Here is a 16,731-nt window from a genome sequence, read left to right on the forward strand (position 1 = left end):
TCCACCAGTCTTCGGACCCCACCTTCGCGCGTCATCACGAGATCTCGGATACCTGGGCCGGCCCCGGGGCGGCGGGACCGGTCCGGGCCGCGTCGATCCGGCGCAGCGCGTTGCCCCTGAGGACGCTCGCGTAGACCTTCGGCGCCAGGTCGAGCGCATCGAGCTTGGCCAGTTCCACCCCGGTGTCCTGAAGCGGGGACTCCGACCCGAACAGCACCCGGTCGGGGCCCAGGACCCAGATCGCCTCCGCGACCGCGCACGTGTACCCACCCGAGGTCTCGACGAGGATGTTGGGGAGCGGGGCGACCAGCGAGATGCCGTACAGGTCGATGTTGCCCACACCCGTGTGTCCCATCACGAAGACCACGTCGGGGTGCTCCCCGGCCAACCGGACCAGGTCCGCGACCCGGGCCCCGGCGCGTTCGAAGCACACGACGTACACGCTGTGGCCCCACCGCGCCGCGGTTCTGATCAGGTCGGCGAAGCCGGGGTCGCTCAGCGGTGGGCCGTGCACGGCGGGCGAGATCTCCAGCCCCCGGAAGCGGTGGGCCGACTCCCTGTAGGCGTCGGTCCCGCCGTGCGGGTTGCCGAAGTAGAAGGGCACCAGTCTCCCGCCGCTCTTCTCCGCCATGGCCAGGACGAAGTCGTTGTCGAGGTCGGCGGTGGTGCCGCCCCCCTCGACGAGTTGACGGGACAGCTCCGAGAGCGAGAGCGCTCCCCCGGCGCACGCGACGGCGGTCTCGACCCCGTGGGCGTCCATGGAGCGCAGGATCCGGTCGCGTGCCGAAGGTAGAGGGGGGAGGCGGACGTGGAAGTCGACGACCGGGAGGTCGGGATCGCGGCTCATGCGCGGCTCCCGTCATCCGACCCGATGGCGGACGCGCCGCGCACCGCGTCCAGGACGGTCCCCCAGTCCTCCGGCGGAGTGGCACCCCGCCAGGCCACGTGTTGGTCCGGCCGGACCAACACGAGGTCGTGGCCCCACACCGAGCGCGCCCACGGGTCGCTCACGGGCAGGTGGAGCAGTGGCATCCCCCGCTTCTCGGCGGCTTCCACCGCCGCGGTGCCGGCTCCGTCCGCGCCGAAGTCGACCAGTGTGAACTCCGCGCCCAGCAGATCGAAGAGGGGTGTCCCGTCCTGAAGGCGGACATGCGGGGGCCGACCACCCGGCCAGGTGGTGGGGGTGGTGCCGCGCCAGGACCACGGGGGTTCGGTACCCGCACCCGGGATCACGATCGGCGAGGAACCGTACCGGTAGTCGAAGTGGATCGCCAGGTTCTCGATCTGGTGTTCCTCTTCCCGAAGGAAACCGGCGAGCGTCTGGCGGGAGGCGCCGGAGGCGGCCAGCCGGGGGAAGCGCCCCCACACCTCCAGGAGGTTGGCGCACATCTCCAGGTTGAACAGCGCGACGGGCCTCCGCTCGGCCTCGTAGCCGTCCAACAGCCCCGGGCCGCCCCAGCCACGGACGAACGCCCCGAGTTTCCAGCCCAGGTCCACGGCGTCGCCGATGCCCGTGTTCGCTCCGTGTCCGCCCGTGGGGTAGAACTGGTGGGCCGAGTCGCCCGCGAGGAGGATCCTCCCCTGGCGGTACCGGGCCGCCACGGCCATGTTCCCCTTCCACGTCGCCGTGTGGACGACCTCGTCCACGTCCAGCTCCACACCGAGGCGGCGGCGCATGATCGTCACCGCGTCGTCCTCCTCGTGCTCGGCGACCGGGAAGAAGGCCGTCCAGGTGTCCTGCTCGTCACGGGAGACCAGCGTGATCCCCGTGGCGACGATGTTGAGGAAGTACCGGCCGTGACGGCGCAGCATGGGGTCGGAACTGCGGAAATAGACGTCGCGGTGGTCCCCGCTGGGCCCATGGGCCTCCGTCGGGATTCCCGCCTCACGGCGGACCGTGCTGCCGGCGCCGTCGCAGCCCACGACGTACCCGGCCCGCGATGCGTACTCGCCTCCGCCGTCGCGCAGGTGCACTGTGACGTGGTCCTCTCCCTGGTCGAGGCCCAGCACGGCGGTACCGGTGCGCAGGTCGACCAATGGGTGGGCGGCCGCCCGGTCGCGCAGGATCTCCTCAAGGATGTTCCCGGGCAACCGCTGGTAGGCCTCCAGCCCTGAGGTTCCGTCGTTGGTCGCCTCTCCCCTGCGATCGAGTTCGCTGACGGAGGCGTACTCCCAGGCCGCCACCGGAGCTTCGGAGAAGTCGGCGCTCCAGTGGAAGCGGCAGGCGTGCCCGGCCCCCACCCCCTTCGCCCGAATCTCGTCCACGACTCCCAGGCGTCGGAGCAGTTCCATGCTGCGTCCGTTGAGGAAGTCCATCTTCGGGTAGGGCGAGCGCCCGGTGTGGCGTTCCACCAAGGTGCTCGCCACCCCCTGACGTGCGAGCTCCAGCGCCAGCGTGGTCCCCACCGGCCCTGCTCCCACGATGAGGATCTCGGTCTCCGGTGTCCCACTGGTGTCGTGTCCGGTGCCCACAGCGGGCTCCTCTCTCACGGCATTGGATGTCCGGATACTTTCGGAAACCCCACCGAACACACATCACGCATTTCCGTGATCAGCCGCAAGCCGAGGATTCAATAGCATCCTGACCGATTGTGGACGGAATATATGAGAACCGAAGCCGATGCCCTAGTGTGATCAACCGTTTGAACCGGACCCGAGAACAAGAATGGAACCGACCGAGTACATGAACTCCGAGTGGAAGCACATCGAAACACAGAGTCCCGGAGTAGTCACCGTCTGGTCCGATATCGGATGCCCGTGGGCGAGCCTGGCCCTGCACGTCCTGCACGCCCGAGCCAGGGAAAGGGGCGTGGGATTGACCGTCGACCACAGGGCCTTCCCGCTGGAGCTGTTCAACCGGATACCGACACCGCGGTCGATCGTGGAGTCGGAGGTGGTGGCCATCGCGGGCGTCGCGCCCGACCTCGGCTGGAGACTGTGGCCGGGCCCGGAGTCCACCTACCCGGTGACCACACTCCCCGCCATGGAGGCGGTGCAGGCCGCGAAGGCACCTGACGTCGGTGGGCTCTCCGGCAGCGACGAGCTGGACGGCGCGTTGCGCAGGGCCTTCTACGAGCAGGGCCGGTGCGTGAGTATTCACCCGGTGATCCTGGAAGTCGCGGAGGAATGCCCGGGGGTGGACGCCGAGGCCCTGGAGCGGGCGCTGGCGACCGGACGGGGGCGTGCCGAGGTCTACTCGCAGTGGCGAACGGCGAGCGGTCCGGACGTCCAGGGCAGCCCGCACCTGTTCGCCCAGGGTTGGGCCGAGCACAATCCGGGCGTGCGCTACCACTGGACGGCACCGCCCCCGGAGGGCGGCTTCCCTCGTTTCGAGACCTACGATCCCATGTGGGCCGACACCCTCATCGACACCCTGTCGACCAAGGAATAGGACACGCACCGAAGGCGGGACGAACACCAGGGGTATTTCTCATTACGAGAATATCGCAATTCTACCCGCCCGCATCCGAACAACGACGTTCACCAATGAAAAGCACGACCGCGCCCTAATCCGCCGGGCAGTGACCCTGACCTGGAAAAAAGAAGGATCCGGGGGATTATTTCATGGAGAACTTGGTCGGTCACACCCGTGAGGTGGGACATCTGCTCGACCATCTGAAACGGATGGAGAAAGGAACCGGACACCACACCGTCATCGAGAGCCCTCCCGGAATGGGAAGGACGACGCTGCTGGACCGCTTGGCGGAGGAGGCCGAGTCGAGGGGGATGCGCGTCCTGTCCGGCCGGGGCACACGTTTGGACCGGTGCGTGCAATGGAGCACGCTGATGCGCCTGTTCCAGCACCCCCTCGGGCAGGGGATCTCGTTCCTGACGGACCACGGAACGGGGCACGTGTTCGATCTCGCGCTCCGCATGGGCAACCGCCTGACCGAGTACGCGAGTCGGCAGCCGGTGCTCGTCACCTTGGACGACGCGCACTGGAGCGATGAGATGACCGCGCTCCTCCTGCCGATGCTGGTCGAGCACACCCGGGAGCTACCCATCTTGTGGCTCATCGGATGCGGCCCCCTGCGCAACGGCGGACCGGTGTCGCAGGCGCTAGAACTCCTCACCGAGGAGCAGGGACACCTGCTGCGCCTGGGGCCACTCCTCGACGAGGAGGTCACGTCCCTGTACCAGGAGACCGTGGGCGAACCGCCCCGAGGCCACCTGCGCCTATTGGAGAAGTGCCGAGGCGTCCCCTCACTCGTCGTGTGGATGGTGAACGCTCTTCGCGAGTCCAGGAGTACCGACCCGACGAGGCTCTGCGAGGTGGCCGACCTTCCCGATGCCTTCCACCACCAGGTGGTGTCCCGGCTGGACAAACTCGACCCACGGATCAACCTCGTACTCCAGGTGAACGCGGTCCTGGACCGCCCCTTCACGCTCCACGAGGCCGCCCGTCTCCTCGACTCCACACCCACCAACCTCCTTCCCGTGATCGATGAGGCCCTGGCCAACGACATCCTGAAGGCCAGGGAGGGACGGTTGGAGTCCACCGACGACCTCACCCGAGAGTCGGTGTACCTGACGATGAGCCCGCACACCCGGCACGCGTTCCACCGGGAGGCGGCCGCCATGCTCGAGGAGCGGCCCTCGGGCACCAGGGCCGAGATCATCCGCCACCTGGTCGTCTGCTCCGAGAGCGACCGGGAACTGACCGACAATCTCTGCCACGCCATCGAGAGCGGCGACATGAGCGCCGACATGCTGGCGGAGACCACGCACCTGCTCCTCGCGAGCGGGAGAACGGCCAGGGCCCGCTCGGTCGTGCTGGCCGTCCTGGAGAGGATCTCCTACCCGTCCCTGCTCTACACGGCACTGGCGGGTTTCCAGGAGACTTCCAGCCAGCACAGTTCCTTCGTGGACGTGAGTCCACACGTCGAGCGCGCGCTGCGCACCGTAGAGCCGGGCTCCGAGGCCCGGGCCGGGCTCCTCGCCATCCGGGCGGGCTGCCTCCTGGAGCAGGGACGGCCCGATCAGGCCCTCGACTCGGTGGAGGAGGCGGTCACCCTGGGACTGGCCACCCGGCAGACGACCGCCATCGTCAGCGCCGAGGTGGTCCGCCTGCGCATCGCCTTCGGCCGCGGCGACCTCGATTTCGCCCGGGACCACGCGGGCGAGGTCCTCCAGCGCATCCCGGGGTCGGCAACCGCCACCAAGGCGCACCGTACGACCCGGCTGATCCTGGCCGTGGCCCTGGCCTCACAGGACCGGTTCGTGGAGGCCTCGTCCACCATCGACATGGCCCTTTGGGAGGAGGTGGCGGCGGACGCGTCGGCCGCACCGTTCTGGGAGGCCCACCGCGCCCTGCTGCTCCTATGGCGCGGCGAACTGGACCGGGCCGAGCAGGCCTGCCTTCGGGTGGACTGCGGAGTGGACCCGAGTGGGAACCTCGCCAGGGACGTGCGATCCGTCCTGGGCCACATCCACCTGCTGCGGGGTGAGGAGCACGTCGCACGGCAGTACTTCCACCGCATCCTGGCCGAGGACCGCTCCCTGAGCTGCCCCCGCCAGCAGGAGGCGACACTGGGCCTGGCTCGGGCCACCGGTGGTCTCCCCGCCGCGGAGATCTACGGCTCCTTGGAGGGAAACGCGACGCTTCTCCTCCGCAGTCCCGAGTCCGCCGCCCACCTGGTGCGCCTGGCCCTGAAAGCGAACCGGCCCGAGCAGGCGGAACGGGTCGTGCACACGAGCACCCGGCTCGCCCGGGAGAACCCGGGAACCGCCTCCCTCCTGGGCGCCGCACGGCACGCGTCCGGACTGTTCATGAACGACCCGGGACTGCTCCAGGCGGCGGTGGAGGCCTACGAGGACAGCCCGCGCCCGTTCCCCCGCGCACTGGCCCTTGAGGACGCGGGGCGAGCGGCGGCCCGCAAGGGCGACACGGCACGGTCCCGTCCCCGGCTTTCCAGGGCACACGAGATTTACGAGGGATGCGGAGCCCGGGGGCCCGCCGACCGGGTCGCCCGTGCCCTGCGCGACCTGACCAGGCGCTCCGAGGGCACACCTGCCGCCGCGACTCCGGCTCCCGACCGGGCCTGGAACGAGCTGAGCGACTCCGAACGTCGCGTCGCCCTCCTCGTGACCGACGGGCTGACCAACCGTGAGGTGGCCGACCGGATCTTCCTGTCCCCGCACACCGTGGACAGCCACCTGCGCAGCAGCTTCCGCAAGCTGGAAGTCCGCAATCGGGTGGAACTGGCGCGTCTGATGATCTCCCGCATCTCCTGAGCCGACGATCCCCTCCCCCGACGCGACCATTCACGTGTCCACGTGATGTCGGCAGCCGCCACCGCGCATGAGGATTGCGCTGTGTCGGCGGCTGCCGGGCGACGGACCTCACCCGCTCGGACCCGGCCGGCCGGAACGCGAGAGCGCCGAGGAGGCCCCGTGACCGTCAGAGCACCGTTCGAGATCCACTGGAACAGTCCCGAAGAACTCGCCGCCCTTCAGAGCAAGCGGCTGCCCCAGGTCCTGGAGTGGGCCTCCGCGTCGCCCTTCTATCAAGAACGACTCTTCGCCTCGGGTGCCCCGCCCACCTCCGTGGATCTGCCCTCCCTTCCCCTGACCACCAAGCAGGACCTCCGTGATCAGCGGCCCTTCGGCATGCTGGCGGTGCCCCGGCGCCGCGTCGCCACCTACCACGAGTCCAGCGGGAGCGCCGGTCAGGCGACACCGTCCTTCTACACCGAACAGGACTGGGAGGACCTGGTCGAGCGGTACGCCCGCAAATGGGTGGCCATCACCGCCGAAGACACCTTCCTGGTCCGCACGCCCTACGCACTGATGCTCACCGGCCACCTGGCCCACGCGGCCGCGCGCTCCCGAGGAGCCACCGTCGTCCCCGGCGACAACCGTTCACTCGCCACCCCCCTCTCCCGCATCGTCGAGGTGATCCGGGACCTGCGGGTGAGCCTGACCTGGTCCATGTCGACCGAGACGCTGTTGTGGGCGGCCGCGGCGCGGGCGACCGGGCTGGACCCGACCTCCGACTTCCCCGAACTGCGCGCGCTGTTCGTCGGCGGGGACCCGCTGACCCCCGAACGGCGACAGCGCATCGGCGAGATCTGGGGGGTGCCCGTGGTGGAGGAGTTCGGATCCACCGAGACCGGCAGTCTTGCCGGGCAGTGTCCCGCCGGGAGCATGCACCTGTGGGCGGATCGGGTCCTCTTCGAGGTACTCGACCCCGTGACCGGCACGTCGTCACCGGAGGGCCGCGGACGTCTGGTGGTGACCCCGCTCTACCGGGAGGCCATGCCCCTGCTCCGTTACGACCTGGAGGACGACGTCGAGGTGTCCTATACGGCGTGTATGTGCGGGTGGCCGCTGCCGACCGTACGGGTCCTCGGCCGCTCCGCCTGGGAGTACAGGGCGGATGGCAGACCCGTCACTCAGCACGATCTGGAGGCTGCGGTGTTCGGCCTGCCCGCGCGGTACGGCGTGCTGTTCTGGCGGGCTCGGGCCGGCAGGAACGGTCTGGTCATGGAGTTCGAGGTCGCGCCCGAGTACCGGGCGGATGCCGTGGCCCGGTTGCGCACGGCGGTCCAGGAGGCACTGGGGATCGTGCCGGACCTGCGCCCGGTGGCGCCGGGATCACTGGTCCCGCATGGTCTCCTGACCGCTTCCCAGGACGTGGTCAAGCCGCGGAGCCTCTTCGCCGAACATGAGGACTGGGATCGCGCCGTCCTCTACCACTGATTCCTCCCGGTTCGATATCCGAAGATAAACGCATCGATAACCCCTGGGCCGATGCTGAGGAGTGTCGGACCGACCGCTCGCGGGGTCCGGCCGACCCTGACCGAGTAGTGAAAGGCATGGGCGCATGCGCTGCGCACGGATCGAAGGCGGTGGCGATGGTGACATCAACCGTGACCGCCGTTGAGGCTCCTCTTCCCACGACGTCATCGCGGACCCGAGCAGGAAGCATCGAGGTCTGGAAGTTCGGTGGCAGCTCCCTGGCCTCCCCGGAGCAGGTGCGGGCGGTGGCCGAGCGGATCGGCCGGGAACGTCGACAGGGACGCTCCCTGGTCGTGGTGGTCTCCGCCAGAGGCGACACCACGGACGAACTCTTGGGCGCTGCGGCCTCGGTGGGCTCCACCGCACCCGGCCGCGAGATGGACCAGTTGCTGGCCACCGGTGAGAGTGCCAGTGCCGCCCTGACCGCCATGGCCCTCCAAGCCCGCGGGGTGGCGGCGACCTCCCTGTCCGGCCTTCGTGGGGGCATCCGGACCTCGGGCCGCCCCGGCGAGGGGAGCGTGACCGCCATCGACACCGAGTACGTGCTGCGCGCGCTGGACTCCGGGCACGTGGCGGTGGTGGCGGGTTTCCAGGGGGTCGGCCCCGAAGGCGACATCACCACCCTGGGCCGCGGCGGCTCCGACACCACCGCGGTGGCGCTCGCGGCCGCGTTCGGATCGGCGAGCTGCGACATCCACACCGACGTCGACGGGGTTCGCACCGCCGACCCCCGAGTCTGCCCGAACACCCGCCTCATCCCCGAGATCCACGCGTCGACCATGGCCGAGATGGCCTTCGCCGGGGCCCGGGTCATGCACTCCCGGGCCGTGGAGACGGCGGCACTGCACGGCGTGGAGATCCGGGTCAGGAACGCGTCCGAACAGCACGGGGGCACGCGAATCGTGCCTGAAGGGGACAAGGACATGGTCGAGACCGTTCCAGCGGTCCGGGCCGTCGCCCACGAACTGGGTGCCGTCCGAGCACAGCTCCGGATCGCCGAGGCCGACGGTGCCCTCACCGTCGAACTGTTCCGCGCACTCGCCGCGGCACCGGTCCCCGTGGACATGGTCTGGGCGGACCACCGCGATGACGGCGCTTTCCACTCCGGGATCACTCTCCGGGGATCGGACGCCGAGCGGCTGCGCCGTGTCCTGGCCGAGACGGTCGGCCGTGAGGGTGTCCACCTGGGGTTCGGACCCGCCGTCGGCAAGGTCTCCCTCGTCGGTTCCGGCCTGCTCAGCCGCCCCGAGTACACAGCACGCGCGCTCTCCGCCCTGGCCTCCGCGGAGATACCCGTGGGATCTCTGGCCACCTCGCAGTCACGGATCTGCGCCACCGTCCCCGAGCCCGAGACCCACCGGGCGGTCCGTGTCCTGCACGGCGCATTCGACCTCGACGCACGCCTGGGACACCAGCCCTCCGGAACCGCGTCCTGACCAGAAAGGCACACCAGCCATGCCCGACAACACTCCCTTCGCCCGGCGACTACGTCTCCAACGCATCTTCCGCCACGATGAACAACGCCTCCTGGTCGTCCCACTGGACCACTCCGTCACCAATGGCCCCGTCACCGGAGGCAACCGCCTCAACCTGCTGGTGGGGCAGCTCGCCACCAACCAGGTGGACGCGGTCGTCGTGCACAAGGGCGCCCTGCGCCACCTCGATTCGGACTGGTTCACCCGGACCTCGCTCATCGTGCACCTGAGCGCGAGCACCATGCACGCCGACGACCCGGACGCCAAGTACCTGGTGGCCGGGGTGGAGGAAGCCGTCCGCCTGGGAGCGGACGCGGTCAGCGTCCACGTCAACCTGGGCTCCCGTGAGGAGCGGCGCCAGATCGCGGACCTGGCCCTGGTGTCCGAGAGCTGCGACCGCTGGAACCTGCCCTTGCTGGCCATGGTCTACCCGCGGGGCCCCAAGGTCGCCGATCCCCAGGATCCGGAGCTGATCTCCCACGCGGTGTCGCTCGCCGCGGACCTGGGCGCCGACCTGGTCAAGACCGAGTACTCCGGTTCGGTCGAGAGCATGCGCGAGATCGTCGCCTCCGCCTCGATCCCCGTCATCCCCGTCGGTGGGCCCAAACACGAGGACGTCGAAGAGGTGCTGCGCTACGTCGACGACGTCATGTCCTGCGGCGCCGCCGGGATCGCCATGGGGCGCAACATCTTCCAGGCCCCGGACCCGGGATCGATGGCCGAGGCCGTCGCCCGGCGTGTCCACAACCGTTTCGACCTGGCTCAGGGCTCTATGGAGGGCCCCTCTCGGGCTCTCGCCGACTGACCCCGCCCCGACCATCCATGACCCATCCCCTTCCACCCCAAAAGTGCACGACCATTGAGGAGTTGTCCCGTGAAGCTGACCTGGCTCGACATCCGCGGTACCGGAGAGACCACCGCCGCCGTGGTCCAGGAGGCCCTGCACCACAGGGTCGACGGACTCGTCTCCGACGACCCGGCGGGCTTCGCCGACCTACCGCCGACCGTGACCAAGGTGTTGCTTTCGCTGAACGGCCCGCTGCCGGAGGACTTCGGGGGAGCCGACGTGGTCATCGTCGACCCCGAGCGGCACGGCACCCCGGCGGAGCTGTCCCTGCTCCACCCCGAGGTGGAGTTCGGCCGGTTCGTCGAGATCATCGACGCGGAGACCCTGGAGAAGGCCTGCCAGTCCGCCAGAACCGAGCCCTGGAGTGTCCTACTGTTCCGAGACCCGACCAAGATCCCGCTGGAGATCGTCATCGCCGCGGCCGCGGGCGCCTCGGGCAGCATCATCACGATCGCGCAGGACATCGAGGAGGCCGAGATCATCTTCGGTGTCCTCGAACTGGGTTCGGACGGGGTCATGATGGCGCCGCGTGCGGTGGGCGACGCCGCCGAGCTCCGGGCCTCCGCCGAGACCGAGACTCCCGACCTGGAGCTGGCGGAACTGGAGGTCACCGGCACGGAGCACATCGGTATGGGTGAGCGCGCGTGCGTGGATACCTGCACCCACTTCCGCGAGGACGAGGGCATTCTCGTCGGCTCGCACTCCAAGGGGATGATCCTGTGCGTGAGTGAGACCCACCCCCTGCCCTACATGCCGACCCGCCCCTTCCGGGTCAACGCGGGCGCGATCCACTCCTACACCCTGTCCAAGGACAGCCGCACCAACTACCTGAGCGAGCTGAAGGCGGGCAGCAAGGTGATGGCCGTGGACGTGGAGGGCCGCACCCGCCTGGTGACGGTCGGCCGGGTCAAGATCGAGTCACGTCCGCTGATCTCGGTCAACGCGGTGTCCACCGACGGACGGTCGGTGAACCTGATCCTTCAGGACGACTGGCACGTGCGTGTGCTGGGCCCGGGAGGAGCGGTGCTCAACAGCACCGAACTCAAGCCCGGGGACCGGGTGATGGGATACCTTCCGGTCCAAGACCGTCACGTCGGCTACCCGATCGACGAGTTCTGCCTGGAGAAGTAGGTCGCGGACGACGAGGCGCCGCCGGGACGGACGTCCCGGCGGCGCCGGCCCGTGTGCCGGGTGTTCCGGGTTCACACGTCGTAGGTGTAGAACGGGGTGTGGTCGACCAGGTCGGCCGGGGTCATCGTGTTCCAGGGCGCCAACAGGGTGTGCAGGGACGGCACCCCGGGGGTGGGTTCCACCGGCAGGTAGTGGGGGACACCCGGATGTTCCTCCTGCCAGAGCGCCCACAGCTTGTCGATGAACGCGTGGTGCAGGAAGAAGACGGGGTCGTTCGGCGAGCCGATGTAGAGCATATGGCCGCCCACCCACACGTGGACCGAACCGTGCAGCTTTCCGATGTTCTCCTCCCACGGGAACATCGCATAGCCCTCCACGTGGTTGCGGAAGCTCTCGAAGGGCGGCTCGTAGCCCGACGTGTGGTTCCAGGGTGGGGAATCGTAGACGGGCAGGGCCAGCGTCTCCTCCAGCTCCTCCGCGGTGGAAAGCTCACCGAGCCCACCCAGGTCGCGGATGAGGTAGGGGCGGTCATCGTGGGTGTAGTTGCCCTCCAGCCACGGGTCCTCGGGACCGTCGGGCACAACGCTGGTGTTGATCCGCCATCCGTTGGCGAAGGCGAACGGTCCGGTGGTGACCCTGCCGTCGCCGGGGCGGCCGTTCCCGCCCAGGAAGTCCTCACCCCACAGTGGTGAGTCGGTTCCGCGGTCCGTCGTCCAGTCCCAGTAGGGCAGGGTCACCGACGGGTCCACCCACCGGAGGGCCTTCTCGAACTCCAGCAGGTATTGGCGGTGCCAGGGCATCAGACCCGGGTTGATGTGGCCGTAGCGGGGCCCATCGTCCTTGTTGATGTAGTCGGACGAGTTCATCCGGATGTGCAGCCGTACGAACTCGTCATAGACGCCTCTGCGCTTGAGTTCGAGGACGGCGTCGATGAACGCGCGCCTCTCCCTGTCGGTCATGTCCAGGTGGTTCTTGCGAACGTGCGCCATGTCCGTCTCCCTCAGTTGTGGCCCGCGTGCCCGATCGGAAGCAGGTCGGCCCCGCGCAGCTCCCGTACCGCGGTACGCGCCGCGTCCAGCGGATTCGGCGCCATCCGGTAATGACACATGGAGCTGAGGTAGGCGTCGTCGGCGAACTTCATGAGGTGGAGTCGGCGCCCGTCGACGAAGACGGCGTCCTCCCCCGCCACCGTGGTGACACGGATCTCGCGCCCCTGGTAGGTCTCGGTGTACTCGCCGCTCTCGGCGCCGGCGAACAGTTCGGGGCCTCGCAGGACCAGGGCGACCGGTAACCCCGCCATCACCGTGGCTCCCGCCGTCCACTTCAGCAGCTCTCTCCGTCTCACGGAAAACCTCCTCGTCGTCGCGGGCAGGGTGCCCGCGGTCCCATGCTGGCCACCGCCCGTATCGCACCCGTATCGGCGGGATATGGCGTGCCCGGGAACGAGTCGGCCCGCGACCGCGGGTGGCGGTCACGGGCCGTGAGAACGCGATTCGGGGATTTCGGGGTCAGGCCTCCGGGTCACCGAAGCGGGTCAGAGCCAGGGCGAGCAGCCCCGACAGGAGGGGCAGGACCATCACCGCGGCCAGCCCCGGTGCCGGGCCGAGAACCCCGAAGAGGGCCCCCGCCGCGGCGGAGCCGACGGCCCCGCCCAGGAAGAAGGTGAGGTTGAGGAGGCCCATCCCCGCCCCCCGCTGGGGAAGCGGGACACGCGGCGACACGAACCCGGTCATCACCACCTGTGTGACGGCGAAGGCGGCCAGGGCCCCCGACGTCCCCAGTACCAGAAGCGCGGGGCCACCGCCGACCAGGGCGTACGCACCCAGCAGCAGGGCGCCCGCCAGGGCGGTACCGGTCACCAGGAAGACTCCGACCGAGGTTCCCCGGCGGCCCGCCATCCGGGACAGGACGGCCGCCACCACGGCACCCGGCAGCAGCCACAGACCGACCTCCAGGACGGACCAGTCGTAGTCATCGAACAGGATCCGGGGCACGCCGAACATCGCGGCGAACAGCCCCGCGTAGACCCCGGAGCCCACGGCGACGGCCAGGAGGTAGGGGCCGCTGGTCACCAGACTCGCGGGGATGAAACCATCCGTGCGCCGAACGGTGCGCGCGACGAGCAGCCCGGCACCGAGGAGGCCCAGCACCGCTGTCACCACCACCGCTGTGGGGGGCAGAACCAGCGCCGGAGCCTGAATGAGCACCAGCAGGGAGCCCGCCGCCAGGGTGAGCAACCCGGCACCGGCCAGGTCCATGGGCCTGCCGGACCCCGTACGGGCGGAGGCCAAGCGCAGGCACAGCGGTACCGCCGCCAGGGACAGCGCGGGCAGGACCAAGGTGACCCGCCAGGACAGCCCGGCGGTCACGACACCGCCCGCCAGGGTCGCCCCCGCGGCGAAGAACGCCATCGCGGCGCCGAAGATCATCAACACGGCGGGCCGTCGGTCCGGTGGCGAGGAGGCCGCCAGGGCCAAGGCGACGGCGCTCATCGCTCCGGATCCCGCCGCCAGCACGAAACGCCCGGCCACCACGACCCCGAGGGCGGGCGCCACCAGGCAGACCACCGTGCCCACGACGAGGAGCACCGCTCCGATGAGGAGGGTGCGCCGGGCCCCCAGGGAGTCGGCCAGGCGCCCGAACAGGGCCGTGCCCACACCAAGGGCGAGCGCGTGGGCGGTCAGGACCCAGACGACGGAGGAGGGCGGGGCCCCCAGCGCCGCTGAGACCTCGGGCAGCGCGACCCCCGCGGCGGTGACCCCGAACACGGCCGGGCCGAACAACAGGGCCAACCGCAGGCCCGCCGAACGGGCGCTGATTCCGGGATCGCCCCCGTCGGCGCGCCTCCCGGGGGCGCGGGGGGCGCGAGTGCGGTGTCGGGACGGCGGGGTGAGGTCTCAGACATGCTCGGGCTCCGGGGCGATGTTGTGGTTGGCTCGGAAGATGTTGTTCGGGTCGTAATGGGATTTCACGCGCACGAGCCGGGAGTAGGTGTCGGCGTCGAACGCCTCACGGGTGAGGTCGGAGGCGTCGGGACCGCTGAGGAAGTTGATGAACCGGCGGCCCGCGTAGTGGACGCGCATCCTCTCCAGTAGGGCGCCCTCACCCGGGTCCGCACCCGGCCCCGCACCCGCGGGGACCTCCGAGAGCGTGGTCAGTGTGAAGGTCGCGTCCCTGCGACCGACGGCGCTGGGGACCCTGGGCGGTCGGGACAGCGCACCGCCCAGGTGGCGCAGTTCGACGATCATGTCCGTGCAGTCGGAGTCCGGACCGGCCAGTTCCACCATGGTCCGGACCCCGTCGTCCCCGAGACCGTCGAGCATGATGCAGCGTTGGCGGTAGGGGGTGGGAGCGACCGGGTCGCTGTACACAGAGGCGATGTCGGTGTAGGACATCTCGCGGACGGTGTCGACGATCGGCTCCATCGCCCGGAACGGCGCCACCAGCCGCTCGCCGTGTTGGGGGGAGCCCAGGTGAACGAACCGAAGGGCGACGGAGAGCCGTCCCCGCAGCGGTTCCGGGATCGGCGGCGCGTCCGGGAGACGGAGCAGGGCCAGGGAGGAGGTCATCTCCTCTGGGCAGTCCGCGGTCCACGCCCGCCAGGCGAGCATGGCCTCCGACGCGGATCGACCGGGCAGGATCAGCGCCCCGGCGTACACGTTGGGCACGGGAAAGAGACCGAACTCCATGGCGGTGACCACCCCGAAGTTCCCCTTCCCCCCTCGCAGCGCCCAGAAGAGGTCGGGGTGCCGATCCGGCGTCGCGGTGGTCTCCTCCCCCGAGGCGGTGACCAGGTCGATGCTCAGGACGTGATCGGCGGCGTAGCCGTGGGTGCGGGACATCAGCCCCAGTCCGCCACCGAGTGTGTAACCCACGACGCCGACCCCGGGCGAGGACCCGTTGAGCGGGGCCAGTCCGTGCGGGGCCGCCGCGTCGATCACGTCCTGCCAGAGGGCACCCGCCTGGACGAGCGCCGTACGCCTGTCGGGGTCGATCTCCACCCCGCTCATTCGGCGGGTGCTGATCATGAGGGTGTCGATCGCGGGGGCGGCGGCCCCGTGGCCTGTCGCCTGGACCGCCACGGCCATGCCGTGTTCGGCCGCGAACGCGACGGCGGTCCGGACGTCCTCGGCCGAGGCGGCCGCCACAACGAGTGCGGGACGGTGCTCGAGGGCGGTGTTGTAGACCGCTTTCTCCTCCCGGTAGCCGCCCTGGCCCGGCAACAGCACGGACCCCTGGATCCGCTCCGCGAGTGAGGCCGTGCCGGCGGGCGCGACCCGGGGCGCCGTGCCGGAGGAGAGGGAACTGGACATGCTGGGACGTCCTCCTTCGGAAGGGTGTCATCGTGTGCCGACGAGTCTTCCGAGGCGGATGCGCCGATCCCATCCCTCACTTGAGGGGAGACAGGACCTTGGCGCGGAACCGGGTGTCGGGGAGCGGGGCGACCGCCCCGCTGAGAATGGCGTCCTCGATGTCGCGCAGGGCACGGCTCGGCTCCAGTCCGAGGTCGTCGACCAGACGTCTGCGCGTGCTCTGGAAGAGACTCAGTGCGTCGACCTGGCGATTGGAGAGGTAGAGGGCGAGCATCAGCTGCCCGCACATCCGTTCCCGGAAGGGGTTCTGGGAGACCTCTCGGGTGAGTTCACCGACGACCCGGCTGTGATTTCCCACGAGCAGTTCCAGGTCGAAGTACTCCTCCAGCACGGTGAGCCGGTCCTCCTCGTACCGTGCGGCCGCCGAGCGCACGAGCAGGCTCTCCACACCCGGGGCGATGGGGCCCTGCCACAGGTCCAGTGCGGCACGCAGGTCGGCGGCCGCGGACTCCGTGTGACCGACGTCCGCGGCACGCCGCCCCTCACGCACCAGACCGGTGAACCGAAACAGGTCGAACGTGCCGTCGGGCACGCACAGCAGGTAGCCGGAGGGGTGTGTCTCGATACCCGCCCACTCCCCGGACAGGGAAAATTTTCGACGCAGTTCGGAAACACATATTCTCACTTGACTCTTGGCCGTCATGGGGGGTGATTCACCCCACATCGCGTCGATGAGGGATTCGATGTCGACAACATTGTTGGCTTCCAGGAGGAGAACCGCCATGAGTGCCTTATGTCGTTTCCCCTTAATGGGCACTTCCTTTCCCTGCATCATCACGGAGAGTGGTCCGAGAAGTCGATAGTACGGAGTCGTGTTCATGACTGGTCCTCTCATGGCGGGACTGGGACGCATCGCTCACGCGCATTGACCCGAAGAACGGGGCTCCCCGTCGTCCGGCCCACCGTTTCCGATGGATCAGCACTTCAGTAGCGGAGGTCGACTCGCCTGGACATGAAGTGCGATGCCCCTCGGACCTGCTCTCCCCGAATCATGGCAACCGACCTCCGTTCGGTTCACCGACCAGAAGCTACCATCCGGGGCGGACACAGAAATGAACGGAATAATAATTGTCCGAATCCGGCCACGGCAAGCATCTCGGGGAATATCAACGGCATCCCCGAAGAACTCTGAGAACCACCCTCACCTGCACGTACACGACTTCTC

At 69.3% G+C, this 16,731-nt stretch carries 12 protein-coding genes and 1 pseudogene; 6 read left to right on the forward strand and 7 right to left on the reverse strand.

All coding sequences use genetic code 11. The annotated features are described in order from the left end of the window. Positions 1–34: 34 nt before the first annotated feature. Together BQ8420_RS19680 and BQ8420_RS19685 are read right to left on the reverse strand one after the other, a co-directional pair. Positions 35–847, reverse strand: coding sequence for an amidohydrolase family protein (locus BQ8420_RS19680; protein ID WP_087100600.1), 813 nt, complete (start codon positions 845–847; stop codon positions 35–37). Then, complete coding sequence (locus BQ8420_RS19685) at positions 844–2,472, reverse strand: FAD-dependent monooxygenase (protein WP_200816002.1); 1,629 nt, start codon at positions 2,470–2,472, stop codon at positions 844–846. The genes BQ8420_RS19680 and BQ8420_RS19685 overlap by 4 nt, the downstream gene beginning before the upstream one ends. A 193-nt stretch (positions 2,473–2,665) precedes the next feature. Between BQ8420_RS19685 and BQ8420_RS19690 the strand changes: the two genes are divergently transcribed. From BQ8420_RS19690 to BQ8420_RS19715, 6 genes and pseudogenes are all read left to right on the forward strand, one after another. Beyond that, on the forward strand, positions 2,666–3,391 hold the full coding sequence (locus BQ8420_RS19690; RefSeq protein ID WP_200816003.1) for a DsbA family protein: 726 nt from the start codon (positions 2,666–2,668) through the stop codon (positions 3,389–3,391). A gap of 173 nt (positions 3,392–3,564) precedes the next feature. Then, positions 3,565–6,234, forward strand: a complete 2,670-nt coding sequence (locus tag BQ8420_RS19695) for a LuxR family transcriptional regulator (protein WP_087100601.1) — start codon at positions 3,565–3,567, stop codon at positions 6,232–6,234. Positions 6,235–6,393: 159 nt separating this feature from the next. Then, positions 6,394–7,701, forward strand: a complete 1,308-nt coding sequence (locus BQ8420_RS19700) for a phenylacetate--CoA ligase family protein (RefSeq protein ID WP_087100602.1) — start codon at positions 6,394–6,396, stop codon at positions 7,699–7,701. Between the two features lie 170 nt (positions 7,702–7,871). After that, on the forward strand, positions 7,872–9,176 hold the full coding sequence (locus BQ8420_RS19705) for an aspartate kinase (protein WP_160049375.1): 1,305 nt from the start codon (positions 7,872–7,874) through the stop codon (positions 9,174–9,176). Between the two features lie 19 nt (positions 9,177–9,195). Beyond that, complete coding sequence (locus tag BQ8420_RS19710; RefSeq protein WP_087100604.1) at positions 9,196–10,020, forward strand: 2-amino-3,7-dideoxy-D-threo-hept-6-ulosonate synthase; 825 nt, start codon at positions 9,196–9,198, stop codon at positions 10,018–10,020. Between the two features lie 66 nt (positions 10,021–10,086). Next, positions 10,087–11,193: pseudogene (locus tag BQ8420_RS19715) on the forward strand (3-dehydroquinate synthase II family protein); the annotation flags it as partial. 71 nt (positions 11,194–11,264) lie between these two features. On the opposite strand, the gene BQ8420_RS19720 reads toward BQ8420_RS19715, so the two are convergent. The 5 genes from BQ8420_RS19720 to BQ8420_RS19740 all read right to left on the reverse strand — a co-directional run bounded on the left by BQ8420_RS19720 (position 11,265) and on the right by BQ8420_RS19740 (position 16,419). Beyond that, complete coding sequence (locus BQ8420_RS19720) at positions 11,265–12,182, reverse strand: tyrosinase family protein (RefSeq protein ID WP_087100606.1); 918 nt, start codon at positions 12,180–12,182, stop codon at positions 11,265–11,267. Between the two features lie 11 nt (positions 12,183–12,193). Further along, a complete protein-coding gene (locus tag BQ8420_RS19725; protein WP_200816004.1) occupies positions 12,194–12,538 on the reverse strand; it encodes a tyrosinase family oxidase copper chaperone in 345 nt (114 codons plus the stop codon). 163 nt (positions 12,539–12,701) lie between these two features. After that, positions 12,702–13,985: an MFS transporter gene (locus tag BQ8420_RS19730; protein ID WP_235006375.1), complete on the reverse strand. Its 1,284-nt coding sequence runs from the start codon at positions 13,983–13,985 to the stop codon at positions 12,702–12,704. Positions 13,986–14,090: 105 nt separating this feature from the next. After that, positions 14,091–15,506 (reverse strand): FAD-binding oxidoreductase, encoded by a 1,416-nt coding sequence (locus tag BQ8420_RS19735; protein WP_087100609.1) that lies wholly within the window; start codon positions 15,504–15,506, stop codon positions 14,091–14,093. 76 nt (positions 15,507–15,582) lie between these two features. Continuing rightward, positions 15,583–16,419: an AfsR/SARP family transcriptional regulator gene (locus tag BQ8420_RS19740; RefSeq protein WP_087100610.1), complete on the reverse strand. Its 837-nt coding sequence runs from the start codon at positions 16,417–16,419 to the stop codon at positions 15,583–15,585. Between the last annotated feature and the right edge of the window lie 312 nt (positions 16,420–16,731).

Source organism: Nocardiopsis sp. JB363 (genome assembly GCF_900143625.1).
Classification (GTDB): domain Bacteria; phylum Actinomycetota; class Actinomycetes; order Streptosporangiales; family Streptosporangiaceae; genus Nocardiopsis.

Coding starts and splice junctions, on each gene's coding strand:
- BQ8420_RS19680 (WP_087100600.1), bottom strand. CDS start 847: ATGAGCCGCGATCCCGACCTCCCGGTCGTCGACTTCCACGTCCGCCTC.
- BQ8420_RS19690 (WP_200816003.1), top strand. CDS start 2,666: ATGGAACCGACCGAGTACATGAACTCCGAGTGGAAGCACATCGAAACA.
- BQ8420_RS19695 (WP_087100601.1), top strand. CDS start 3,565: ATGGAGAACTTGGTCGGTCACACCCGTGAGGTGGGACATCTGCTCGAC.
- BQ8420_RS19710 (WP_087100604.1), top strand. CDS start 9,196: ATGCCCGACAACACTCCCTTCGCCCGGCGACTACGTCTCCAACGCATC.
- BQ8420_RS19720 (WP_087100606.1), bottom strand. CDS start 12,182: ATGGCGCACGTTCGCAAGAACCACCTGGACATGACCGACAGGGAGAGG.
- BQ8420_RS19735 (WP_087100609.1), bottom strand. CDS start 15,506: ATGTCCAGTTCCCTCTCCTCCGGCACGGCGCCCCGGGTCGCGCCCGCC.
- BQ8420_RS19740 (WP_087100610.1), bottom strand. CDS start 16,419: ATGCGTCCCAGTCCCGCCATGAGAGGACCAGTCATGAACACGACTCCG.